Here is a 24,512-nt window from a genome sequence, read left to right as displayed (position 1 = left end):
CACAGAACCGTCAGCCGCACAGACCCGCCGGCCGGTCGCGGGTGACCAGGTCGGTCCAGCCCGTCGTGCCGTCGATCCAGACCACCTGCCGGCCGGAGACCGCGGCCGGTGAGATCTGCTCGCCACGGTTGCAGGAGACCCGCTCCCGGCGCGAGCCGTCCGTGGTCAGCTGCCACAGCTTCGGCAGCGACTCGTTGCGGAGTGCCGTGCCCGGCAGCGCGCCGTTCACGGTGACCGCGTCCTCGGAGGACGTGAGGTCGGAGGAGATCAGTGCGCCCGGCTTGCGCTCGGGGCTGATGTCCACCGTGCCGGTGCCGTCCAGGTCCGAGCGGCGGACCGACATCTGGCCCTCGTCGGCAAGGTTCTCGTCCACCAGCGAGAAGACGTAGGACGAGTTGATGCCGGTCTGGCCGAGTACCTCCGGCTCACCGAGCTGCTCGGTGAGCGTTGCCTTGCCGGTCTTCAGGTCGTAGACCTCGACGCCGAGCTTGTACCCCGCGCTGGTCGGATAGAGCTTGGCGTACGCGAGCTTCCCGTTCTTGATCGCGGGAAGGGCGGTGAGGATCTCGAAGCCGCCGCCGTCCACAGTGGTGGGCTGACGGTCACCGGGGCGCAGATACTGGACATGCCGCTCGAAGAACCCGAGTGTCTCGAAGACGACCACGCCGTTCTCGACCCGCAGACCGCTGATGTCGCTGGACGAGGTGTACAGCTTCTTGATCGGGCCGCCCGCGATCGGACGGGAGAGGATGTCGAGGCTGGTCGCGCCGTACGCCGCCCAGACGACCGTCTTTCCGTCGGTCGCCGGATAGACGTGGTAGCGGCCGTCGTTGGGGCTCATCAGCTTCGGCGCGCCCTTGCCGTCCGTACGGCCGGCATAGACGGAGTACGGCTCCGAGCCGTCGTCGTTCGACTGTGAGACGGTCCACCAGCCGCCGCCGGCCTGGGCTCCGGTGCCGGCGGTGTTGACCTTGCCGAGCAGCTGGTCGGAGTCGACACCGAGCGCGTCCTCCCAGCCCGGCACGATGCCGTGGGCGTTGAAGGAGCGCTTCGCGGCGTTGAGCTGCTGCGCGCTGACGCCGAGGTCCTTGGCCGCGGCGAGCACGGCGTTGCGCCCGTCGGTGAAGCCGTCGAGCGGCGTCATGTACTCGGACAGCGCCTTGTAGACGATCCGGTCGGCGAGCTCCCCGCCCACGTCCTGGCGCAGGTCCCACAGCGCGCCGGAGAAGATGGTGGAGTTGAGGTGCACGCCGCCGTTGTCGGTGCCGAAGGTGATGCCGAGGAAGTTCTTCGAGGTGCTCGCGCCGTCGTTGAGGTTGCGGAAGGCGCAGGCGCGCGGCTTCGCCGTACGGCAGAGGTCCTCGCCGATCAGGCCGGAGTCCGGGTCGTCCATGGAGATACCGGAAGCGGCGGTGTCGATGGCGTTGCCGAAGTAGTCGGCGAGCGCTTCGTTCATCGCTCCCGACTGGCCTGCGTAGACCAGGTTGGCGGTGTTCTCGACGACACCGTGGGTCATCTCGTGGCCCACCACGTCGAGGTCGGCGGAGAGCGGCTTGTACTCGTCGTCCCCGCTGCCGTAGACCATCTTCTGGCCGTCCCAGAAGGCGTTGACGTACGGCGAGCCGAACTCGGTCACACCGACCAGGGAGTTGATCGTCATGCCGCGGCCGTCAAGGCTGTCGCGGGCGTGGTTGTTCCGGTAGTAGTCGTAGACCTTGCCGGCCGCCCAGTGCGCGTCGACCGCGCCCGACTCGGTGGCCCCCTTGCCGAAGTCCGCCGCCGGGTCGGCGAATTCCTTCAGCCCGCCGGGCCAGACGCCCGACACCTCGGAGACGTCGCGGCCGCGCGCGTCCCAGGTGGTGAGGGTGTTCTTGGTGGTGGCCGTCATACGCGACGAGTCGATCATCACGTACTGGTTGGCGGTGGTGTCGAGTTGGACGTCGAGGCCGACCTTGGCGCCGTCCAGCTTGACGCCGGTGCCCTTGACGCCGGCGGCCGGGTCGGCGTCGGCAGCCGCCGCTCCTGCTTTCGGAGCGGCCTTGGCGGCCGCGGAGGACGCCGCCGCCTTCGGCGCGGTGAGGGTCTTGATGCCGCTGAACTGGAGCACCGGGAAGCCGGCGCCGGCGTCGATGTAGACCTGCTGCAGCACCGGTTCGCCGGTGGAGGGGTTCGTGCCGCGTACGGTCACGTGGTACGCGAGCACACCTTCGCCGCGCGGGATCACCACGAGGCCGCCCGCGGTGCCGCTGAGTGCGGCAGCCTTCGCGGACTTGGCCCCCTTGCGGTGTACGGCGTCGGCCTTGCTCAGCGTCTTGCCGCCGAGGCGGGCGGCGGTGGCCGAGACCGCGCGGCGTACCGCCGTGTCCTCGCTGACGCTCGCCCTGGTGCCGGTCTTCAGGCCGGTGAAGTACTTGCCGGAGGTGCCGGTGACGACGCGCTTGCCGCCCTTGGACTCCATCCGTACGACGTACTCTCCGCCGAACACCGGGATGCCGTGGTGCTTCTGCTGAAGCCGTACGGTCTCTTCCGCGCCGTGCTTGACGGTCTGCAGCGGCGTGAGATCGCGCCGGGCGTCGGCGATCCTGTAGCGGCTCTCCTTGGCGGCGAGATGGCCGCGGGCCGCGTCGGCCGGGCTCGCCTTGGCGTCAGCTGCCTCCCGGATGCCGTCGACGAGCGACGGAGTGGCGGTTCGGGCGCCCGGCAGAACGTCGCCGGGCGGTGCGGCGGCCGGCGGGGTTACCGCCTGGGCCGGTATCGCGGTGAGCAGCAATCCTGCCGCTCCGAGCAGTGCGGCGAGACCGGTCCCCCTGGTAATGCCCGGTCTCTGCGTGCGTGAACTGGGCTTGCGCACAGTACGTACCCCTCCCACGTGCTGGTCAGCCGTAAAGGTGGTCATGGCCATGCAACCGGTGGGACGCCAACCGAACAATGTGGTCGGCAGGTTGACAAGTGGACACGCACACTTGTGTGGCCCGTGAAGACAGAGTGAGAATCCGACGCATGAGCGAGGGGGAACTGCACACCCTCGGCCTGGGTAAGGCCGAAGAACGCACCTACGAGGCACTGCTCAAGGAACGGGCCGCCGGGGCCGAGGAGTTGGCGCGCCTGCTGGGGCTGCCACGCGAGCGTCTTGACCGGGCGCTCGGCCATCTCGTCGAGCACGGCATCGCGCTGCCCGCCGACGGGGGCGGACTGCCGCATCCGGCCGCGCCGGCCGCGGCCATCCGTACCCTCATCCACCGCCGTCAGGCCGAACTCCACTTACGGTCGGCCGAGTTGGAGCGATTACGGATGAGCGCGGACCAGCTCGCCGGCCGGCTGATGTCCGGCTCGCCCAGCGCCCCCGAGGGCGGTATCGAGGTGGTGACGGGCCCCAAGGAGATCGGCGAACGGGCGGAGTATCTGCTGGCGTCGGCGGAGCGCGAGGTCGCGATCCTGGACCGTCCGCCGTATGTGAAGGGCCCCCGCGGGGACGACAGCTCCCGCACCCCGTGCCTGGACATCGAGGCCCTCCTGGACCGCGGGGTGGAGGTGCGGACCGTCCTGGACCGGGACGGGCTCGGCCACCCGGGCCGGATGCGCTCGCTGACCGGCCTTGTCGAGCAGGGACTGCGGGCACGCGTCGCAACCGCGGTCCCCACCAAACTGATCGCCGTGGACCGCCGGATCACGCTGCTCCCACCGACCGACGCCGCCGACCCGACGGCCTCGGCCCTGGTGATCGGCGATGCTCTGCTCGGCAACGCACTGGTGCCGCTCTTCGAGACGGTGTGGGAGCGGGCCACCCCGCTCGGCGGCTCCGCCAGCAGCTGCGGCTCGCTGCCCACGGCGCAGAAGGAACTCCTCGGGCTGCTCGCCGCCGGGCTCAAGGACGAGGCGATCGCACGCCGTCTCGGCGTCCATGTCCACACGGCGCGCCGAAGGATCAGCCGACTGCTGGAGACGCTGGGCGCGGAGACCCGCTTTCAGGCGGGAGCGCAGGCGACCTTACGAGGGTGGCTGGACTGACAGCCGTAAACAGGCAAGATGGCCGGATGAAGTGGATCGCTCGCCCGATGAGGCTGCTGAGGTGGCCCGCAATAGCCCTACTCGCCGCCGCTACGGCGTGCGGCGGGCCGGTCTCCGCCGATACGGGCAGCAAGCCTGCCGAGCTGCCGGACCCGCCCGAGCCGCAGTCCTCCGCGACTCCGTTCGCGGGTCTGCCGTTCGCCGGGGTGCTGCTCGACAAGGACGGCGAACACTTCTGTTCCGCGAGCGTCGTGGACAGCCCCAAGGGCAATGTCATCGCCACCGCCGCGCACTGTGTCTTCGAGTACGGCAGCTACCTGGAGAACTTCAGCTTCGCGCCGAGCTTCACCGGGGCGGGTGCGGGCAAGGCGCCGTACGGGCGGTGGAAGGTCCGCGCCATCCAGGTGGACGACCGCTGGCGCAAGGTCACCGAGGACTCCGACTCCGTGGACTATGCCTTCCTGACCGTGGAGCCGGACGCCAAGGGCAGCAACGTCCAGGAGGTCGTGGGCGGTACCCCTGTCGACTGGGCATCTGCCGCGACCCGCCGGGTCACGGTCGTCGGCTACCCCAACCCGGACCACAATCCGGCCAACAAGCCCATCTCCTGCACCACCGACACCCAGCAGGATCCGGCACTCGCCGGGTCCGTACGTATGGACTGCTCAGGCTTCTGGGACGGCACGAGCGGCGGCCCCTGGCTCGCCGACTACCGGGATCCCAAGCATCCGGGCCATCTGATCGGGGTGACCAGCGGCGGCGACACGGACAGCGTCACCACCGCGGTCCGCTTCAACGCCGATGCCCGCAAGCTGTACGAGAAGGCTGCGACGGGGTAGCCCGCGGCGGCGGGCGGACAGCGCTCGGGACCGGCCGGGGGACGCTGCGCTCGGGACCGGCCGGCGGACGCTGCGCTCGGGACCGGCCGGCGGACAGCCCTCGGGCCCGGTGGTGTGGCACACCACCGGGCCCTGCGTCGGACCGTCAGGCCGCGGCCGCCACCGCCACCTCGGCCGGAGACAGCGCGATCTCCAGGACCTGGCGGACATCCGTCACCGGATGCACCTCGAGCTTGTCCAGGATCTCGGCCGGGACGTCGTCCAGGTCCGCCTCGTTCCGCTTGGGGATGACAACGGTCGTGATACCGGCTCGGTGCGCGGCAAGGAGCTTCTGCTTCAGACCGCCGATCGGCAGCACCCGTCCGGTCAGCGACACCTCTCCGGTCATCGCCACATCCGTACGCACCTGGCGTCCGGAGAGCAGCGACGCGAGCGCCGTCGTCATCGTGATGCCCGCGCTCGGGCCGTCCTTGGGCACCGCGCCCGCCGGGAAGTGGATATGCGCGCCCCGGTCCTTCAGATCGGCCACCGGAAGCTCCAGTTCCGCGCCGTGCGAGCGCAGGAAGCTCAGTGCGATCTGCGCGGACTCCTTCATCACGTCGCCGAGCTGGCCGGTGAGGGTCAGTCCCGCCGCGCCCGTCTCCGGGTCGGCCAGCGAGGCCTCGACGAACAGGACGTCGCCGCCCGCGCCGGTGACCGCGAGGCCCGTGGCCACACCGGGCACGGCCGTACGGCGCTCGGACGGGTCCTGAGCGGACTCGGGCACATGGTGCGGCCGTCCGATCAGACCGCGCAGCTGCTCGGCGCCGATCGTGAACGGCAGCTCCTGCTCGCCCAGTTCGTGCTGGGAGGCCACCTTGCGCAGCAGCCGGGCAACCGAACGCTCCAGGTTACGCACGCCCGCTTCCCGGGTGTACTCGCCGGCGAGCTTGCGCAGCGCCGAGTCGTCCAGGGTCACCTCGCCGGGCTCCAGTCCCGCCCGCTCCAGCTGGCGCGGCAGCAGGTGGTCCCTCGCGATGACGACCTTCTCGTCCTCGGTGTAGCCGTCGAGCCTGACCAGCTCCATCCGGTCGAGCAGCGCCTCCGGGATGGCTTCCAGGACGTTCGCCGTGGCGAGGAACACCACGTCGGACAGGTCGAGTTCGACCTCCAGGTAGTGGTCGCGGAAGGTGTGGTTCTGCGCCGGGTCCAGGACTTCGAGCAGCGCCGCGGCCGGGTCGCCGCGGAAGTCGGAGCCGACCTTGTCGATCTCGTCGAGCAGGACGACCGGGTTCATCGAGCCGGCCTCCTTGATGGCGCGGACGACACGACCGGGCAGCGCGCCGACGTACGTACGCCGGTGGCCGCGGATCTCCGCCTCGTCGCGTACACCGCCGAGCGCGACCCGGACGAACTTCCGGCCCATCGCGTGCGCCACGGACTCGCCGAGTGAGGTCTTGCCGACGCCCGGCGGGCCGACGAGCGCGAGCACCGCGCCCCCGCGCCGTCCGCCGACCACGCCGAGCCCCCGGTCGGCTCGCCGCTTGCGCACCGCCAGGTATTCGGTGATCCGCTCCTTCACGTCCTGCAGGCCCGCGTGCTCGGCGTCCAGGATCGCCCTGGCGCCCTGGATGTCGTGCTCGGCAGTGTCATCGGTTCGCTCGTTCCAGGGCAGCTCCAGGACGGTGTCGAGCCAGGTGCGGATCCAGGAGCCCTCGGGGCTCTGGTCACTGGACCGCTCCAGCTTCTCGACCTCCTTGAGGGCGGCTTCCCGCACCTTCTCGGGGAGGTCGGCGGCCTCGACGCGGGTGCGGTAGTCGTCGGACTCGTCCGCGGCGTCGGTGGTCCCGCCGTTGAGCTCGCGCAGCTCCTTGCGTACGGCTTCGAGCTGACGGCGCAGCAGGAATTCGCGCTGCTGCTTGTCGACGCCCTCCTGGACGTCCTTGGCGATGGACTCGGCGACGTCCTGCTCGGCGAGGTGTTCGCGCAGCTGATCGGTGGCGAGCTTGAGGCGGGCCACCGGGTCGGCGGTCTCGAGCAGTTCGATCTTCTGAGTGGTGGTGAGGAACGGTGAGTAGCCGGAGTTGTCGGCGAGCTGCGAGACATCGTCGATCTGCTGGACCCGGTCCACGACCTGCCATGCGCCGCGCTTCTTCAGCCAGCTGGTGGCGAGCGCCTTGTACTCCTTGACGAGTTCGGCGACCGAGCCCGGCAGGGGGTCGGGCACGCTCTCGTCGATCTGGGTGCCCTCGACCCAGAGCGCGGCGCCGGGTCCCGTGGTGCCCGCGCCGATCTTCACGCGGCCGCGGCCGCGGATGAGCGCGCCGGGGTCGCCGTCGGAGAGCCTGCCCACCTGCTCGACGGTCCCGAGCACACCGGTCCCGGCGTACGAGCCGTCGACCCGCGGAACAAGCAGCACCTTCGGCTTGCTTTCACCGCTGGAGCGGGCGGCAGCCTGGGCGGCCTCCACAGCGGCGCGCACCTCGGTGTCGGACAGGTCGAGCGGCACCACCATTCCGGGCAGCACGACCTCGTCGTCGAGCGGCAGCACGGGCAGGGTGAGCGGTGTGGACGTCGAAGACATGATCTCCCCTATGGCAGTCAAGTTGAGCTTTATGGACTCAATGCACGGAGCCTTGGAGATGTTCCCCCGGGCATGTTCGCTGTCAGCGATCACCTCTCGCGAGGCGAGGCTCCTCGCGATGTAATAGCCAATCATCGAGTTTGTCTATTACGAATCCAGCTGCCCGAGGAGTACGGATGACCTTCGAGTCCACCGCCGAGACCGTCCGGGCCTGGGTCCACGGCTGGGTCGCCTCGCGCGGCGCGGCGGATCCCGTCGCCGAACCCTGGGGGTTCAGCGTCGACGTGGGCCAGGTAAAGCACGCCACGCGCCATGTGCTGACCGCCGACGACGAGGCGACCGTCCGCAAGATCGCCGACGCGGTCGCGGCCCCGAGCGTCTGGCTCAAGGTGTTCGCCGACCCCGAGTCGGTCCTCTCCTGGGCCGGGCCGGGCTGGAAGGTCGACGAACCGGGCTGGCTGATGTGGGCCGAGCTCCGCCGTACCGAGACCGCGGTGCCCGACGGCTACACCCTCAAGACCTGGTCCCGCGGCGGCGTCACCCGGGTCCTGGTGGTCGCCGCGGACGGCTCGTTCGCCGCCCGCGGCCAGATCGCACCGACCGGCGCCACCGCCGTCGTCGACCAGGTGGAGACCTCGTCGGCGCACCGGCGCAAGGGGCTCGGAAGCCTGGTGATGCGTACGCTCCACAACGCCGCGGTCGAGCAGGGCGCGGGCATCGGAGTGCTGGGCGCGACGCCGGAGGGGCGGGCACTGTACGAGTCACTGGGCTGGCGCACGCAGGCCCCGCTGGTCAGCCTCTACTACGACTCGCCGGCCTGACCCGTATGCCCGACCGGCCGACCCGTGCGCCCGACCCGTACGCGCGACCGACTGCCCCGTACTCCTGACCGGTCGGGGCTCCGGAGGCGATACTGCGGGCACGTACTGGTGCGGTACGGACGACAGGTGGGCACATGCGACTGATCACACGGGCTCGGTGCGGTACGGCGGGTGTGCTGCTGGCCGCCGCCCTGACGGCGGGGTGCGCGGGAGGCGGCGGCGCCGGGTCGCCGGGCCCGGCGGAATCAGCGAGCCCCTCGCCCGCACCGTCGCCCTCGGCGACCCCTGCTCCGGCGCGGCCGCTGGTCGGGATGACGGTCACCGGCGGCATCGCCGGCGTACATGACACGCTGGCGGTCCGGGACGACGGCACGTACACCACATCCTCAAGGACCGGCCCCGCCCGGACCGGCCGGATGACACCCGCCGAGCTGACCGAGCTGCGCACGGCCCTGGAGAAGGCGGATTTCGCCCGCCTGCCCCGCGAGGCCACGGGCAGCCCGATCGCGGACGGATTCACCTACCGGCTCACGTACGCCGGTCACACCGTCACCACCGACGACACGACACGGCCGCCGGCCCTGCGGGCGGTGTTCGCCGCACTCCCGCAGGACTGACCGGGCCGCCTCTTGGCGGTCAGCTGCGTTCGACGATCCGGAGCGTGTTGCCGTCCGGATCGCGGAAGACGAACATCGGCGGCACCCCGCCGCCCCAGCGCAGCACATCGGGGCCGGCGTCCACACCTGCGGCCAGTAGGGCCGCGTGGTCGGCGTCCGCGTTCTCGGTCGTGAGGCGGATGCCCGTCTCGACGCCGGCGGGCAGGTCGTCGGTCGCGGCGACGAGCGCGAGCGAGGTCTCCGCCCCGGAGGGCGCGACCTCGATCCAGCGCTCGCCCGCTCCGAAGGGCGTGTCGACGCGCTTCTCGAAGCCCAGCGTGCCGACATAGAACTCAAGGGCCCGTTCCTGGTCCGTGACCGGGATCGACACCGTACGCACCTGGGTGACGCGAGTCATCGCGTGGTTGCTGCTCACTTCGGTCTCCTGTTCGCCGGTTTACCCATCACGACGGTCGGCGCCGGAGAAACTCATCGGCCCGTGGAGCACGGGCTCTTTCCGCCGCGCCGACCAGCGGCCCACCGCGGGCCAGCAGGCGATTCCGGCCAGCAGCGCCAGCGGATGGCCCCAGTTGGTGAGCGGATCCTCAAGGGCAAGCAGGTCCTGGACGAGGATCAGGGACACACAGCCGAGGAGCGTGCCGCGAGCCACCGGTCGGAGCAGTCCGGCCAGGGCGCCGATGCTCGCCATCAGACCGAAGCTGATGCCGTAGTCGAGGCGGTGCAGGGAGCTGACGGGCAGATGTCCGGTCACCACCGAGACCGCGACCGGTATCTCGGTGGCCAGCGTCGCCGCGACATGGCCGACCAGGAAGACTCCGGCGGCGCGCCAGCCGCCGATGCGGCGTTCCAGCGCGGTGAGCGTGAAGAGGAACGCGATCGCGTACGGGCCCAGCAGACCGCCCGCGACCCACAGCGCGCTGGCGCCGAGAACGAGCAGGGGGGTGTCCACCAAGTGGGCGACATCGGTGCTGGAGCCACGGAGCAGCGAGGAGACGGTCGCGGGGTCCGCGTACTGCGCGAAGAGCGACGTGGCGAGCAGTACGAGGACGTAGCAGAAGGTGAACGGCGTCCCGGTCGGCGTGGGCAGCAACTGGAGCGCCTGCCGCCACAGGGGCAGCCGCGGGCACGGGACGGGCCCGGGTGCGGACGGGAGGGCAGGCGTCGCGACCCGTGTCGGCGCCGTGGGCTGGGCCGGAATACCGCCCAGCAGCTCCTGGCCCTTGACCGGATCGCGCGTCGTCAGCTGTTCCACGCCTGAGGCCCCTCTCGTCAAGCCCCGAACAAACCCCCACCCAACGCGATCACCATCACCCCCGTCTATGACCTGCGCCACACGAGGCAACCTTGATCCCGCCTCGAGCGTCGCGCGCACGTCATGTCCTGCCGAGCGGGCTGTGATCCCGCTGTGGCCCGGCTGTGCATCGGCGGTGAACCCCACCGGCCCGCAAAGCATTTGTCCCTCTCGCCCCATGGCGCCACTATGGCCACCGCAACGCGTCCGACCGCTCCCCGCCTCCGGCGGGGAGACCCATTGCCCGGAGGTCACCGCCATGCAGCTCCATACCGACGGCCCCGTCACCCTGGACCGGCGCGAGGGGCCGTACGGCGAGGTCGTGCTGCGGCAGCGTGGCGAGCAGCACGAGATCATCGCCAACGGGTGCTTCCTGATGGACACCTCCGACGGCCGCTCCGAGCGTCTGCTCGTCGACGCGGCTCTCGACGCGCTCGCCGGCCACCGAGCACCGTCGGTGCTCATCGGCGGTCTCGGCGTCGGCTTCTCGCTGGCCCGGGCCGCGGAGAACCCCCGCTGGCGCCGTATCGCCGTCGTCGAGCGCGAGCAGGCGATCATCGACTGGCACCGCACGGGCCCCCTTGCCGCGATCACCCGCGACGCCCTCGCCGATCCCCGCAGCGTGATCCTGCACACGGACCTCGTCACGTATCTCCGCACCACTACGGACCGCTACGACGCCCTCTGTCTCGACATCGACAACGGACCCGACTGGACCGTCACCGACGACAACGAGAACCTCTACTCACCGTCCGGACTCGCCGCCTGCCAGGGCCGGTTGGAGCCGGGCGGAATCCTCGCCGTGTGGTCCGCGCAGCCCTCCTCCGCGTTTGAGGATGCGTTGCGGAATGCCGGATTCACCGGGGTTACTACCGAAGAGATCCGGGTTGCCCGAGGAGTCCCCGACGTGGTCCACCTCGCTGTTCGCCCTGCGTAGCCGGGATGCCGTAACTGCCCTTACGCTGCTCACCTACACACGGCATCTACTTCGGCATCCACATCAGCATGCAGCTCGCGAGAACGCGTACAGGGGCGGGGCGATGGAGCAGACACACACCACGCACAACGGCGTCGCGGCCACGCCCGGCGCCCAGCGCCGGGTGCTGGTCGTCGAGGACGACGCGACGATCGTCGACGCCATCGCCGCCCGTCTACGGGCAGAGGGCTTTCTGGTACAGACGGCCGTGGACGGCCCGGCCGCCGTCGACGCCGCCGAGGCCTGGCAGCCCGATCTGATGGTTCTCGATGTGATGCTGCCGGGCTTCGACGGCCTCGAGGTCTGCCGCCGGGTCCAGGCGACGCGTCCCGTCCCCGTGCTGATGCTCACAGCGCGCGACGACGAGACGGACATGCTGGTCGGCCTCGGTGTCGGCGCGGACGACTACATGACCAAGCCGTTCTCGATGCGGGAGCTCGCGGCCAGGGTGCATGTGCTGCTGCGCCGGGTGGAGCGCGCCGCGCTCGCCGCCGTGACGCCCCGCAGCGGGATCCTCCGCCTCGGCGAGCTGGAGATCGACCACGCCCAGCGCCGGGTCCGGGTGCGCGGCGAGGACGTACATCTCACACCCACCGAGTTCGATCTGCTGGTCTGCCTGGCGAACACACCGCGCGCGGTCCTCTCCCGCGAGCAGCTGCTCGCGGAGGTGTGGGACTGGGCGGACGCCTCCGGCACCCGGACCGTCGACAGCCACATCAAGGCCCTGCGCCGCAAGATCGGCGCCGAGCGTATCCGTACCGTCCACGGAGTCGGCTACGCGCTGGAGACGCCGGCACCATGAGGCGGCGGCCATGAGACGGCTGCGGCCCTGGCACGGGCTGCGCAACTGGCGGAGCCGGCTGCGCTCCGTTTCCATCTCGATCAAGACCAAGCTCGGGACGCTCGTCGTCGTCTCGGTCTTCATCACCACCGGTCTGCTCGTGGTCGCTCTGCGCACCGAGACCGAGCTCCGTTTCATCACGGTCTTCTCGGTGATAGCGACCCTCCTGATCACCCAGTTCGTGGCGCACAGCCTGACCGCGCCGCTGGATGAGATGAACACCGTCGCCAAGGGCATTTCGCACGGCGACTACACCCGCCGGGTGCGCGGTGCCGACCGCCGTGACGAGCTAGGCGACCTGGCCTCCACCATCAACCGCATGGCCGACGATCTGGAGGCCGTGGACCAGCACCGCAAGGAGCTGGTCGCGAACGTCTCGCACGAGCTGCGCACGCCGATCGCCGCGCTGCGCGCCGTGCTCGAGAACGTCGTGGACGGGGTGTCCGCCGCCGACCCGGAGACGATGCGCACCGCGCTCAAGCAGATCGAGCGCCTGGGCCGCCTGGTGGAGACGCTCCTCGATCTGTCCCGGCTCGACAACGGCGTGGTCACGCTGCGGGCCCGCCGCTTCGAGGTCTGGCCGTACCTCTCCGGTGTGCTGAAGGAGGCCAATCTGGCCGCCGCCCAGCGCGGTCTGACCTCCGGGTCGGGCAACCACACGCGTACGGACGTACATCTGCACCTGGATGTGTCGCCGCCCGAGCTGACCGCGCACGCGGACGCCGAGCGACTGCACCAGGTGGTGGCGAATCTGATCGACAACGCAGTCAAGCACTCCCCGCCGCACGGCCGCGTGACGGTGCGGGCCAGGCGCGGCCCGCAGCCGGAGTCCCTCGACCTGGAAGTGCTCGACGAGGGCCCCGGTATCCCGGAGCCGGAGCGCCATCGGGTCTTCGAGCGCTTCAACCGCGGCAGCGTCACCTCACCGCACGGACCCGGCAGCGACGGCGGTACGGGCCTCGGCCTGGCGATCGCGCGCTGGGCGGTAGATCTGCACGGCGGGCGCATCGGGGTGGCCGAATCCTCCCGGGGATGCCGGATCCAGGTCACCCTTCCGGGCCTTCGGGCGGCACGCGGTTGACGTAGGGTTCGAACCGGAAGCACGCATTCTGCGTGTACGGAGTGAGGGCGTGGCCAATAGCGGGCCAGTACGTCGTCAGGGGTGCGGGCCTGCGGGTCGCAGCCACGGTGTCGCCTACCCGCGGCGAAGCGGAACCGCGCTTGTTTCCCGCCATTCACAGCCCCGAAACCCGCCGTCCGGTGTGACTTGCGCGACGATGGCCCGCCCCGCCTGCACCTCTCGGCCAGGGAGGCGTAGCCTTTATTTCCGCTGTCCATCACCTTGTGAAGCGGAAGAGGGCGGTTACCGCCGTGTCGTCTCAGTCCCCCAGTAACGCGAGCATCTCGACCGACCAAGGCGGGCAGGGTAAGAACCCTGCCGCCGCGTTCGGCCCCAATGAGTGGCTCGTCGACGAGATCTACCAGCAGTACCTCCAGGACCCCAATTCGGTCGACCGTGCCTGGTGGGACTTCTTCGCCGACTACAAGCCGGGTACGTCCGGCACGGCGGACAAGCCCGAGGGTGCCGCAGCCGCGGGGGCTGCGGTGACCACTCCGCAGGCCGCGCCATCGGCCACCCCGGCCGCGAAGCCGGCAACCCCGGCACCGGCCCCGGCACCGGCCGCTCCGGCCCCTGCCGCGGCCGCGCCCGCCGCCCCGGCGAAGCCCGCGGCCGCCGCTCCGGCGCCCGCGAAGCCCGCCCCGGCCGCCGCCAAGCCGGCCGAGGCCGCCGCTGCCCCGGCCACCGAGGCCCCGGCCGGCCCCGAGTTCGTGACGCTGCGCGGCCCGGCCGCCGCGGTCGCCAAGAACATGAACGCCTCGCTGGAGGTGCCCACGGCCACGTCCGTGCGCGCCGTCCCGGTGAAGCTGCTGTTCGACAACCGCATCGTCATCAACAACCACCTGAAGCGCGCCCGGGGCGGGAAGGTCTCCTTCACCCACCTCATCGGGTACGCGATGGTGCAGGCCATCAAGGCCATGCCGTCGATGAACTGGTCCTTCGCCGAGAAGGACGGCAAGCCGACCCTGGTCAAGCCGGAGCACGTCAACTTCGGCCTGGCCATCGACCTGGTGAAGCCGAACGGCGACCGCCAGCTGGTCGTCGCGGGCATCAAGAAGGCCGAGACCCTGAACTTCTTCGAGTTCTGGCAGGCCTACGAGGACATCGTCCGCCGCGCCCGCAACAACAAGCTGACGATGGACGACTTCACCGGCGTCACCGTCTCGCTGACCAACCCCGGCGGCCTCGGCACCGTGCACTCCGTGCCGCGTCTGATGCCCGGGCAGTCGGTCATCATGGGCGTCGGCTCGATGGACTACCCGGCCGAGTTCCAGGGCACCTCGCAGGACACCCTGAACAAGCTGGGCGTCGCGAAGGTGATGACCCTCACCTCGACGTACGACCACCGTGTCATCCAGGGTGCCGCGTCGGGCGAGTTCCTCCGTATCGTCGCGAACCTGCTGCTCGGCGACAACGGCTTCTACGACGAGATCTTCGAGGCGCTGCGCATCCCCTACGAGCCGGTCCGCTGGCTCAAGGACATCGACGCCTCGCACGACGACGACGTCACCAAGGCGGCGCGCGTCTTCGAGCTGATCCACTCCTACCGGGTCCGCGGCCATGTCATGGCCGACACCGACCCGCTGGAGTACCGCCAGCGCAAGCACCCCGACCTGGACATCACCGAGCACGGCCTCACGCTGTGGGACCTCGAGCGCGAGTTCGCTGTCGGCGGCTTCTCCGGCAAGTCCCTGATGAAGCTGCGCGATGTGCTGGGCGTGCTGCGCGACTCGTACTGCCGCACCACCGGCATCGAGTTCATGCACATCCAGGACCCGAAGCAGCGCAAGTGGATCCAGGACCGGGTCGAGCGCTCGCACACCAAGCCGGAGCGCGAGGAGCAGCTGCGGATCCTGCGCCGCCTCAACGCCGCCGAGGCCTTCGAGACCTTCCTGCAGACCAAGTACGTCGGTCAGAAGCGGTTCTCGCTGGAGGGCGGCGAGTCCGTCATCCCGCTGCTCGACGCGGTCATCGACTCGGCCGCCGAGTCGCGCCTGGACGAGGTCGTCATCGGCATGGCCCACCGCGGCCGGCTGAACGTCCTCGCGAACATCGTCGGCAAGTCGTACGCCCAGATCTTCCGGGAGTTCGAGGGCAACCTCGACCCGAAGTCGATGCACGGCTCCGGCGACGTGAAGTACCACCTGGGCGCCAACGGCACCTTCACCGGTCTGGACGGCGAGCAGATCAAGGTCTCGCTGGTCGCCAACCCCTCCCACCTCGAGGCCGTCGACCCGGTCCTCGAGGGTGTCGCCCGCGCCAAGCAGGACGTCATCAACAAGGGCGGTACGGACTTCACGGTCCTGCCCGTCGCCCTGCACGGTGACGCGGCCTTCGCCGGTCAGGGTGTCGTCGCCGAGACGCTGAACATGTCTCAGCTGCGCGGCTACCGCACCGGCGGCACGGTCCACATCGTCATCAACAACCAGGTCGGCTTCACCGCCGCCCCGGAGTCCTCGCGTTCGTCGATGTACGCGACCGATGTGGCCCGCATGATCGAGGCGCCGATCTTCCATGTGAACGGCGACGACCCGGAGGCCGTGGTCCGCGTGGCGCGGCTCGCCTTCGAGTTCCGTCAGACGTTCAACAAGGACGTCGTGATCGACCTCATCTGCTACCGCCGCCGCGGTCACAACGAGGGCGACAACCCGCAGTTCACCAACCCGCAGATGTACAACCTGATCGACAAGAAGCGCTCGGTGCGCAAGCTCTACACCGAGTCGCTGATCGGTCGCGGCGACATCACGCTGGAAGAGGCGGAGCAGGCGCTCCAGGACTTCCAGGGTCAGCTGGAGAAGGTCTTCGCGGAGGTCCGCGAGGCCACCAGCCAACCGGCCCCGACGCAGGTCCCGGACGCCCAGGCCGAGTTCCCGGTGACCGTCACCACCGCGGTCTCCCAGGAGGTCGTGAAGCGGATCGCCGAGTCCCAGGTCAACATCCCCGAGCGGGTCAAGGTCCACCCCCGTCTGATGCCGCAGATGCAGCGCCGTGCGGCCTCGGTGGAGGACGGCACGATCGACTGGGGCATGGGCGAGACGCTCGCCATCGGCTCGCTGCTGATGGAGGGCACCCCGGTCCGGCTGTCCGGCCAGGACACCCGCCGTGGCACCTTCGGCCAGCGCCACGCGGTGCTGGTGGACCAGGAGACCGGCGAGGACTACACCCCGCTGCTGTACCTCTCCGAGGACCAGGCCCGTTACAACGTCTACGACTCGCTGCTGAGCGAGTACGCGGCGATGGGCTTCGAGTACGGCTACTCGCTGGCCCGCCCGGACGCGCTGGTCATGTGGGAGGCGCAGTTCGGTGACTTCGTCAACGGCGCGCAGACCGTCGTGGATGAGTTCATCTCCTCGGCCGAGCAGAAGTGGGGCCAGACCTCCGGCGTCACGCTGCTGCTGCCGCACGGCTACGAGGGCCAGGGCCCGGACCACTCGTCCGCCCGTCCTGAGCGCTTCCTGCAGATGTGCGCGCAGAACAACATGACGGTCGCGATGCCGACCCTGCCGTCGAACTACTTCCACCTGCTGCGCTGGCAGGTCCACAACCCGCACCACAAGCCGCTGATCGTCTTCACGCCGAAGTCGATGCTGCGTCTGAAGGCCGCGGCGTCGAAGGCGGAGGAGTTCATCAACGGCGGCTTCCGCCCGGTGATCGGCGACGACTCGGTGGACCCGAACGCGGTCCGCAAGGTCGTCTTCTGCACCGGCAAGGTCTACTACGACCTGGACGCCGAGCGGGTCAAGCGCGGCAACACGGACACCGCGATCATCCGCCTCGAGCGCCTGTACCCGCTGCCGGGTGCCGAGCTCCAGGCGGAGATCGCCAAGTTCCCGAACGCCGAGAAGTACCTGTGGGCGCAGGAGGAACCGGCGAACCAGGGTGCGTGGCCGTTCATCGCGCTCAACCTGATCGACCACCTGGACCTGGCAGTCGGCGCGGACATCCCGCACGGCGAGCGCCTGCGCCGCATCTCGCGCCCGCACGGCTCGTCCCCGGCGGTCGGTTCGGCCAAGCGTCACCAGGCGGAGCAGCAGCAGCTGGTCAACGAGGTCTTCGAGGCCTGACCGGTTGGTTGTACGTCACGGAGGGCCCGGCCCCGCGCGCTGAACGCGGGGCCGGGCCCTCCGGCGTATACGAGAGGTACGAGAAGGCGGTCTGTACCGGTCCTTCGACGCGACCTGAACCGGGCCTGTCGTGCTCAGGTGCCCCCGGCGCCGAGTCTGGCCAGCTCCTGGCGGACGAGGTTCGCCGCCTCCAGGTCCGCCGCGTCCGCGGCGACCAGCATGCGGAGCACCGCGCGGTGTTCCTCCAGGGCGCGCTCGGGACCCGCGGTGCGTTCCAGGCGGGTGGCTCTCATCCACTGGGCGGTGACGGCCCGTTCGGTGAGGTCGCCGGTGCTCGGTTCGGCGGCGGCGCGGCGGAAGTAGGCGGCGGCGTCGCTGAGCCTGGGGGGCGAGTCGGTGCGCTGGGCGAGGAGTGAGGATGCCAGCGCCCGGTACCACCAGGCATGGGCGGCCAGTTCGGGGTCGTCCGCGCCGCGGGCCGTCGCGCCCAGGGCCCAGTCCGCCTCGTGGAGGTCGGCGACCGCTTCCTCGGCACGGAAGCGTTCGATGTACGCATGGCCCAGCAGGGCCCTGCGGCGCGGCAGTTCAGCATCGGCGCCGGGCGTCTCGTCGATCGCGCCGCGCAGTGCCCGTACAGCCGCGTGCACATCGACGGCCGAGTCCTTGTCCACACCCCGCTCGGTCAGCTGCCTGCCGAGCGCGGTGAGGATCACGGCGCGGCGGGGATCGCCGGGAGGCAGCAGCGGCAGCGCCGAGGTCCAGGCGGCGATCGCCGAGTCGCGGTGCACCCAGCCGCCGGTGGACGCGTACCGCTGGTCCAGCACGCGGGCCATCCGCAGCAGGCAGTCGGCCTCGGCCTCCTCGTCCTTGCCCACGTGCCGGCGCGCCTGGTCCAGGGCCTGGAGGATACGCAGCCTGTCGTCGTCGTCGAGGTCCTCGTGGGCGAACTCGATGGCGTCGGCGTAGTCCAGCCAGGCGCGGCAGAGCTCCGTCTGCGGGACGGCGTCCCAGTCGAGTCCGTCGATGCCGGCGTGCAGATCGTTGTCGGCCCGGTCGGCGAAAGCTCGGGCGGCGATGCGGTCCGCCTCGCCGGCCTCCCTGGCGACCGGGCCCTCGCCCCGGTGGTGGCGGGCCAGTTCGAGCAGCAGTCCGCCCCTGATGAGCAACGCGGACTCCCGGTGTTCGTCCTCCCAGTGTTCGTCGGCACGGTGTCCGTCGGCACGGTGTTCGTCGGCCAGCAGCAGATGGACGACGGAGAGCGCGGTCTGCAGTGTGCCGGTGAACCAGTCCTCGGGCCGGCCGGGGCCGCGCAGCGCGTACGGCGCGCCGGTCACCGCAAGGCGCCGCAGCACCCGGATCCTGGCCACCGCGGCGGTCTGCCGGAGCAGCCGCGCGCCCTCCGACCGTGGGGTGCTGTCGGTCAGCTCGGCGAGACTGGTGTCCGCGGTCGCCAGCAGGACCGACGCCACCAGGCCCGGGTCATGGGCTTCCGCGGCCGTCTGCACCCGCACCCACTCCGGCATCAGCCGGGGGCTGAGCCGGCCCGCCTCCACCTCGTCCGCCATCGCCTCCAGCACCTGCGCCAGCGTCAGATGCGCCTGCGGCTGTCCGGTGATCGCGTTCTGGGCTGCGTCGAGCGCCTGTCGCAGGTCCTCCGGGAGCGGGCGCACCAGCCAGCGCCGCAGCAGGGCCTCGGCCAGCTCCCCGTACAGCACGGCCCGTTCGGTGGCGCGCCGTTCGGCCTGGGTGGCGGAGCCGAGCAGCTGAATCGCCGCGTCCAGGTCGCGTACAGTCCCGTACTCGCCGAAATGCGCCATACAGGCGCGCGCCTGTGCCACCAGTGCGGCCGGTCCCCCGCCCGGCGGGCCGCCCGGTGGTGCGGTCGGCTCGGCCGCGCCGAGCCGCCGCAGCACCTGCGCCGACACCCGCGCGAAGGCCGAAAGACCGCGGCTGTCCGGACTGCTGAGGACCGCGGGCCTCGGGTCCACCGAGCCCGCGAGGAAGGCCGCGGCCATGGCCGGGAAGTTCCGAACCGTACGCCCGTAGCGCGTCTCGACGTACTCGGAGCAGTGCTTGAGCACCAACGCCGCGCTGCTCGCGCCCAGTTGGCCGAGCAGCTCTTCGCGTACGCCCGTCAGGAAGGTGTACGCGGGGCCGCCCTCGTCCTCGGCCGGGCCGTCGTCGTCACGTCGCAGCATTCCGCTGAGCAGCACCTCCGCCAGTACATCGGGACTGCTGCGGACCAGCATCGCGCGCTGGACGAGCTGCATCACCGGAAGGACGAGCGGCACCGCCGACAGATAGACCGCGAGCTGCGCGGCGGCCGGCGACGCGGTTCTGCGGAAGGCCCGCACCCGCTCGCCCGCGTCGATGTCCTGCGCCGTACGGGCCCGGCCCGTGGCCGCCTCGTGACGGCTTCTGACCAGGCCCGCCGCGGCGTTCAGCGACTGGCCGGTGGCGCCGGCCACCAGCCGCGTCCAGGCCTCGAAGGAGGAGCGGCGCAGGGCGAGCACGGGCACCGGAATGCCCCGTTCGGCCCCTCCGTACGGCGCATTGAACTCCAGCCGCCCAGCGGGTCCTTCCCGCCGCCGCAGCAGTCCGGGCCGCGCGGGCAGATGCGTACGCCGCCACATGTGCTGCGGCAGCGGCTGCACCACGGCGACCGGCGCGGTCGAGGCCCAGATGTGCAGCAGCCGCTGCATCCGGCCGCTGCGCCACATGGGGCCCGCGCAGTCGCTGAGCACCAGGGTCAGCTGCCGACCTGTGGGGTCACCGAGCTGGGCCGGGGTGTGCTCGTCCTCACGCAGATGGTGGACGGCGACCTCGCGGAAGGCCCCGGCGCGTTCGCAGATCTGCCGCAGCTCGTCGAGTGCCTTGTTCCACACGACATTCGACGAGGAGACGTCCATGACGAGGGCGAGGCGCGCCTCACGCCGCCGTACCGCGGCGAGCACCGGCACCACCAGTCCGGTGTCGGCGGCCCGGTCGGCCGTCGCGACCTCGTCGAGCTCGCGACGGACCAGGCGCATGGGCGGCCGGTAGCGCTGCAGCGGCCGCAGGGCACGCTGCAGCGCGAGTGTGTCGGGGAGCGCCGCGGCGGCCGGTACGGGAACCCTCCGCAGACCTCCGTCCGGTAAGCCGCCGGCCGCGCCCTCCGACTGTGCGGGCCCGAACAGGTCGATACGGGTGCGTGGCACCGGGCCCGGCTTGAACGACAAGGGCGCGGACGTCTCCTTGACGTCCACGGGAGCAGGGTTCACGGGCTGCGGTCCCGCGGGCGCGGCGGGCGCGGCGCCGGGCTCGCGGGAGGCGGCCGCCGGTACGAAGCGGGCCAGCCACAGGGCGTCGGCCAACTCCTCGGCGGTCGGCTTCACTTCGGCCTCGCGCAGCCGCGTGACCAGCGCGGTCAGCGCGCCGGGCGGCGGGAGGGCGGCGGGGGCCGGGAGGGCGGCGTCCACGGCGTCACCGCTGCCTGGTCTCGAGAGGACGTATCAGCAGCTCGGCAATCTCCTCGCGCCGTCCCGGCTCCTCACGTACCGCGTGCTGCGTGAGGAAGATCGCGTTCAGCAGCTGGTCGGTGGGACGCAGTTCGCCGTCGCCGTCCTCCCGGGTGAACTGGCTGATCAGATCGAGGTTCCGCTCGTCGGACCCGGCCCCGAAGTGCGCCTGGACCATGGCGGCCAGCCGCTCGTCGCGGGGCGGGTCGAGATGCAGATGGATGCAGCGGCGCAGCAGCGGGGCCGGGAAGTCGCGCTCGCCATTGCTGGTCATCACCACGAAGGGGAAGGCGTGACAGCGCACCCGGCCGTCCCGCACCGGCACCCGGCGGCCGTCGTCGGTGAGCACCCGCACCTCGTCCTGACCCGGCCGGTCGGCCATCCGCTCCAGCTCCGGGAGCGCGAACTCCCCTTCCTCCACCACATTGAGCAGATCGTTCGGCAGGTCGATATCGCTCTTGTCGAGCTCGTCGATGAGCAGCACGCGCGGCCGCGCGGCGGGCAGCAGCGCGGTGCCCAGCGGCCCGAGCCTGATGTACCGGCCGATGTCGTCGGCCTGGCGCTCGGCGAGCTGGGCGTCCTGGAGCCGGCCGATCGCGTCGTAGGTGTACAGCCCGTCCTTCAGCTCGGTGCGGCTGACGATGGGCCACTGGAGCACCCGGCCGAGGCCGAGTTCGTACGCGACGGAGTGCGCGAGCGTCGACTTGCCGGAGCCCGGCTCACCGGTGACGAGGAGCGGCCGCCTCAAGTACAGGGCGGCATTGATCAGTTCGAGGGCTTCGGCGTCCTGGGCGGGCGGGGCCTCGACACGCGCGCCGAGCCGCCGGGTCGATGAGCTGTCGATCGGCGGCGCCGGGTCGGGCAGCGGCTCTCCGGAGAAGGCGCGCCAGGGCGGCGGCGGCGGAAGGTGCCGGATCCGGTCGGGATCCGGTGCGCCGACGCCACGGTAGATCAGCCAGTCGTCCATCGCTCGCTCCTTGTCGGCGGTCGGTGGGACCCGTGGCGGACCACGTCCGTTACGTACCCACCGCCCTGCCGTCCCATTGCTCGTTCCATTGCTCGGCGGCGGCTCCTCATGGGGAGTCCACCGGTCCGCTGTCGTCGGCGGGCAGCGGGCGGCTCGGGTCGTCGTAGAGCATGGACACCCCCTCGGCCCAGTGTGTGCTGTTCCTCGATCCGCTGATGTCGTCCCGGATACGGCGCAGCCGGTCGGGAAGCTCAATCGCGCCCGCGGTCTGTGCGAGCAGTACGGCCGCGCCCTGGTGCACGTCCTCGCAGAACTCCGTACAGCCGTGGTCGGGATGGCCGTCGGTGTGCCACAGGGCGATGCCGTGTCCGGCCTGCAGTGCCATGCCGATGGCTCTCCGTCCGACGCCCCTGCCTGCGGGCCGGCACAGGACGGGTACGGCGGACGGCGGCATTTCCTCGAAGTGGCGGGGCCGGGGGACCTGGCGCTGCGGCGGAGTGCGGCAGGCGGTGAGCGCCTCGGCGGCCAGCATCCCCTCCCAGCGGCGCAGCCAAACGGTGTCCGGTTCTCCTCGTCTCGCGAGGTCGCGCAGCACCACCATCCGTCGTACGCCGACATACGCCGGATGGTGCAGCCGGGCCATCTCGGTGAGCTGCCAACGGTGCACGGCGGTGTCGAAATGGTCCGCGGGCAGGGCGACTTCGAGCGGAGCCGGGGCACCGGGCGAATCGACCGAGGCGAAGACCTCGTCCAGCGGGCCGCGCAGCTTCTGGACGATCTGCTCCGGCGGGACGCCTTCGCCCGTGTGCTCCTCGTGCAGCGGCTCGTTGACGTCATGGCCGTCGTCGACCCGGATCCGCCAGTAGAAGCGGGCGGGCCGGGCGTCGCAGACCGGCTCCAGCTCGACGATGACGACGGCGGACCCGTCGCCGGGCCGCGGATAGCGGACGACGATCCGGTCCTGGCCGTCGGCGGTGCGCGGGTGTACGAGTCCGGGCGGCAGCGTCGCCTGGGTCACCACGGTGTGCACGATCCGGGGCACTTCCTGAAGCCGCCGGGCCACCCAGTCGGCGAGCGGCGCGGCTTCGGCGCCTCGGCTGCGCTCGTACTCCACCACCAGCTGGAGGTAGTGCAGCGCGGCGATGGCGGCGACGGGCTGCCCCGCCTCGTACAGCAGGCCGTGTCCGTCGCGCCAGATGCGGGGCAGCAGCTGCCCGGGCGGCGGGGCGACGCCGCCGCGGGCCTTCTTGGCAAGCTCGGCGACGGGGCGGATACCGGCGGGCGGGTGTACGCCGGCGAGCAGGCTCAGTGCCTCGCGCCGGTCCACGGGGCTCCACTGTTCGCCGCTGGTGTGCACGCCGGCGCCGGGGAGCTGGTCCTGGCGCTCGATCCAGTTGTGCCCGGTGACCTTCGGGGACTGGCCGTGCCAGCGGTCGTGCGCGGCCATGACGAGCTGGTACGCGGGGCCGAACCGGCGCAGGGCGGTGGCGGCGATGGCCATGCCGCCGTCCCTGCCGACGCGCCGGGACTTGAGGATGCCGACGACGGCGCCGGTATGGGCGTCGACGACCGGGGAGCCCGAGCCGCCCCTGGGGAACTCCGCCTCTGGCCGGAATCGCATCCCGTAGTCGTCGTCGAAGCCGTTGATCCTGGCGGTGGCCTTCCATCGCACGGCGCGCTTCTCGGCTCCGTCCTCCTGTTGCTCGGGCCGGTAGCCCTGGACCATGCCGCGGCCGCCGGGGTACTCGGTGCGGTCGGTGAGCCATACACATTCGTGCTCGACATCGGGCTCGACGAGCTGCACCAGGGCGAGATCCTGCTCGACGGGCACCCGCTGCTCGGCACGCGGCTCGCCGTCGAGCAGCCAGCAGGAGAGCTGCGCCTCGAGGGGCTCGCCGCCGTTCACTTCGCTGCCACGGAGGTGGAAGACGCGTGCCTGGTCGCCCTTGAGATGGGGCGCGAGGACGTGTGCGCAGGTCAACACCCAGCCGGGCGCTACGAAGAAGCCGCTGCCCCACATGGCGGCGGTGTCCGGCCCTTGCCGCGCGGGCGTGAAGTGGACGGTGGCGGCGCGGGTCAGGGCGTCGATGAAGGAGTCGGAATCGCTCATGAGGTGCTGCTGCCCGAGGTGGGGGCTGTGTCCGGGGCAGGATCCTGGGCGGGATCCGGGGCTGTGTCCGGGGCCGGATCCGGGGCCGGGTCCTGGGCCGGCTGATCTTTCAGCTTCCAGGTGAGGGTGACCTGGACGGATGCTTTGGCCTCCCCCGCGGCGAGTACGGCGAGGGCAACCCCGGACTTGGCGGTGAGCTCGACACCGAAGGTGACGCTGGCCTCGTCCGGCTTGGCGGCGGCCGCGGCCTCGAGGACGGAGGCGCCCACCTCGGTGATCAGCCGGTCGAGCTGCTGGACCTTGGCGGTCACGTTCTCGACGAAGCCGACGTCCTCGTCGTCCTCGCCGTATCCGCCAGCGCCGGCCGTGGACAGCCTGGCGAGCACTACGGCTCCCCCGGGTAATTCGATCTGCTGGACGCGTCCGTTCACGGTTCCCCCCGTCTCCACGGCCAACTCGTCCCTGCGATACCGCATTTGGGTTCTGCAGGAATGGCGACGACCTTACTGGCCTGCGCGGTTGCAAGGGAGAGTCGGAAGTCGCCGTAGTCTGAAGAGGTAGATCCCGTACGCACCAGGAGCATGTCTTGTACTTCACCGATCGCGGCATCGAGGAGCTGGAGAAGCGACGCGGCGAGGAGGAGGTCACTTTCGAGTGGCTCGCCGAACAGCTGCGTACGTTTGTGGACCTCAATCCGGACTTCGAGGTCCCGGTGGAACGCCTGGCCACGTGGCTGGCGCGGCTGGACGACGAGGACGAGGACGAGTAGCCGGGCGGCGGGTTCCGGTACCGGGGCAG

At 71.0% G+C, this 24,512-nt stretch carries 17 protein-coding genes; 9 read left to right on the top strand and 8 right to left on the bottom strand.

Annotated features, from left to right (window positions below; genetic code table 11):
• Window positions 1-10 precede the first annotated feature (10 nt).
• Window positions 11-2,851, bottom strand: a complete 2,841-nt coding sequence (locus OG735_RS28795; protein ID WP_327326042.1) for a M4 family metallopeptidase — start codon at window positions 2,849-2,851, stop codon at window positions 11-13.
• 149 nt (window positions 2,852-3,000) lie between these two features.
• Here OG735_RS28795 and OG735_RS28790 point away from each other — a divergent pair, with 149 nt between their 5' ends.
• Both OG735_RS28790 and OG735_RS28785 read left to right on the top strand, forming a co-directional pair.
• The gene (locus tag OG735_RS28790; RefSeq protein ID WP_327326041.1) at window positions 3,001-4,008 is read left to right on the top strand and encodes a helix-turn-helix domain-containing protein; all 1,008 of its coding nucleotides are present in this window, start codon (window positions 3,001-3,003) and stop codon (window positions 4,006-4,008) included.
• A gap of 26 nt (window positions 4,009-4,034) precedes the next feature.
• On the top strand, window positions 4,035-4,847 hold the full coding sequence (locus tag OG735_RS28785; RefSeq protein WP_327326040.1) for a trypsin-like serine peptidase: 813 nt from the start codon (window positions 4,035-4,037) through the stop codon (window positions 4,845-4,847).
• 145 nt (window positions 4,848-4,992) lie between these two features.
• On the opposite strand, the gene lon is transcribed toward OG735_RS28785, so the two are convergent.
• On the bottom strand, window positions 4,993-7,410 hold the full coding sequence (gene lon / locus OG735_RS28780) for an endopeptidase La (protein WP_327326039.1): 2,418 nt from the start codon (window positions 7,408-7,410) through the stop codon (window positions 4,993-4,995).
• 176 nt (window positions 7,411-7,586) lie between these two features.
• Between lon and OG735_RS28775 the strand changes: the two genes are divergently transcribed.
• A complete protein-coding gene (locus OG735_RS28775; protein ID WP_327326038.1) occupies window positions 7,587-8,231 on the top strand; it encodes a GNAT family N-acetyltransferase in 645 nt (214 codons plus the stop codon).
• Between the two features lie 134 nt (window positions 8,232-8,365).
• Window positions 8,366-8,848: a protealysin inhibitor emfourin gene (locus OG735_RS28770; RefSeq protein WP_327326037.1), complete on the top strand. Its 483-nt coding sequence runs from the start codon at window positions 8,366-8,368 to the stop codon at window positions 8,846-8,848.
• A gap of 19 nt (window positions 8,849-8,867) precedes the next feature.
• Here OG735_RS28770 and OG735_RS28765 read toward each other — a convergent pair whose 3' ends face one another.
• Window positions 8,868-9,263 carry a VOC family protein gene (locus OG735_RS28765; protein WP_327326036.1) on the bottom strand — a complete coding sequence of 132 codons (396 nt, stop codon included), beginning with the start codon at window positions 9,261-9,263 and terminating at the stop codon, window positions 8,868-8,870.
• 21 nt (window positions 9,264-9,284) lie between these two features.
• Window positions 9,285-10,100 carry a rhomboid-like protein gene (locus tag OG735_RS28760; protein ID WP_327326035.1) on the bottom strand — a complete coding sequence of 272 codons (816 nt, stop codon included), beginning with the start codon at window positions 10,098-10,100 and terminating at the stop codon, window positions 9,285-9,287.
• A 298-nt stretch (window positions 10,101-10,398) separates the two neighbouring features.
• Between OG735_RS28760 and OG735_RS28755 the strand changes: the two genes are divergently transcribed.
• From OG735_RS28755 to OG735_RS28740, 4 genes are all read left to right on the top strand, one after another.
• Window positions 10,399-11,076: a spermidine synthase gene (locus tag OG735_RS28755; RefSeq protein ID WP_327326034.1), complete on the top strand. Its 678-nt coding sequence runs from the start codon at window positions 10,399-10,401 to the stop codon at window positions 11,074-11,076.
• A 103-nt stretch (window positions 11,077-11,179) separates the two neighbouring features.
• Entirely contained in the window at window positions 11,180-11,917 is a 738-nt protein-coding gene (locus OG735_RS28750) for a response regulator transcription factor (protein ID WP_327326033.1), read from the top strand.
• A 10-nt stretch (window positions 11,918-11,927) separates the two neighbouring features.
• Window positions 11,928-13,037, top strand: coding sequence for a HAMP domain-containing sensor histidine kinase (locus OG735_RS28745; protein WP_327326032.1), 1,110 nt, complete (start codon window positions 11,928-11,930; stop codon window positions 13,035-13,037).
• Window positions 13,038-13,327: 290 nt separating this feature from the next.
• On the top strand, window positions 13,328-17,140 hold the full coding sequence (locus OG735_RS28740; protein ID WP_327326031.1) for a multifunctional oxoglutarate decarboxylase/oxoglutarate dehydrogenase thiamine pyrophosphate-binding subunit/dihydrolipoyllysine-residue succinyltransferase subunit: 3,813 nt from the start codon (window positions 13,328-13,330) through the stop codon (window positions 17,138-17,140).
• 134 nt (window positions 17,141-17,274) lie between these two features.
• Here OG735_RS28740 and OG735_RS28735 read toward each other — a convergent pair whose 3' ends face one another.
• The 4 genes from OG735_RS28735 to OG735_RS28720 form a co-directional block, all read right to left on the bottom strand.
• A complete protein-coding gene (locus tag OG735_RS28735; protein WP_327326030.1) occupies window positions 17,275-20,598 on the bottom strand; it encodes an SAV_2336 N-terminal domain-related protein in 3,324 nt (1,107 codons plus the stop codon).
• A gap of 4 nt (window positions 20,599-20,602) precedes the next feature.
• Window positions 20,603-21,604: an AAA family ATPase gene (locus tag OG735_RS28730; RefSeq protein WP_327326029.1), complete on the bottom strand. Its 1,002-nt coding sequence runs from the start codon at window positions 21,602-21,604 to the stop codon at window positions 20,603-20,605.
• Between the two features lie 106 nt (window positions 21,605-21,710).
• Window positions 21,711-23,714 carry a VMAP-C domain-containing protein gene (locus OG735_RS28725; RefSeq protein WP_327326028.1) on the bottom strand — a complete coding sequence of 668 codons (2,004 nt, stop codon included), beginning with the start codon at window positions 23,712-23,714 and terminating at the stop codon, window positions 21,711-21,713.
• Window positions 23,711-24,145 (bottom strand): CU044_2847 family protein, encoded by a 435-nt coding sequence (locus OG735_RS28720; protein ID WP_327326027.1) that lies wholly within the window; start codon window positions 24,143-24,145, stop codon window positions 23,711-23,713. Before OG735_RS28720 ends, OG735_RS28725 begins: the two co-directional genes overlap by 4 nt.
• A gap of 155 nt (window positions 24,146-24,300) precedes the next feature.
• Between OG735_RS28720 and OG735_RS28715 the strand changes: the two genes are divergently transcribed.
• Window positions 24,301-24,483: a DUF6104 family protein gene (locus tag OG735_RS28715; protein ID WP_003961784.1), complete on the top strand. Its 183-nt coding sequence runs from the start codon at window positions 24,301-24,303 to the stop codon at window positions 24,481-24,483.
• Window positions 24,484-24,512: the final 29 nt, after the last annotated feature.

Source organism: Streptomyces sp. NBC_01210, assembly GCF_036010325.1.
In the GTDB taxonomy this organism is placed as follows: Bacteria; Actinomycetota; Actinomycetes; order Streptomycetales; family Streptomycetaceae; genus Streptomyces.
The sequence above is the reverse complement of the archived record's forward strand: the minus strand, read 5'-3'. Positions and strand labels throughout refer to the sequence as shown.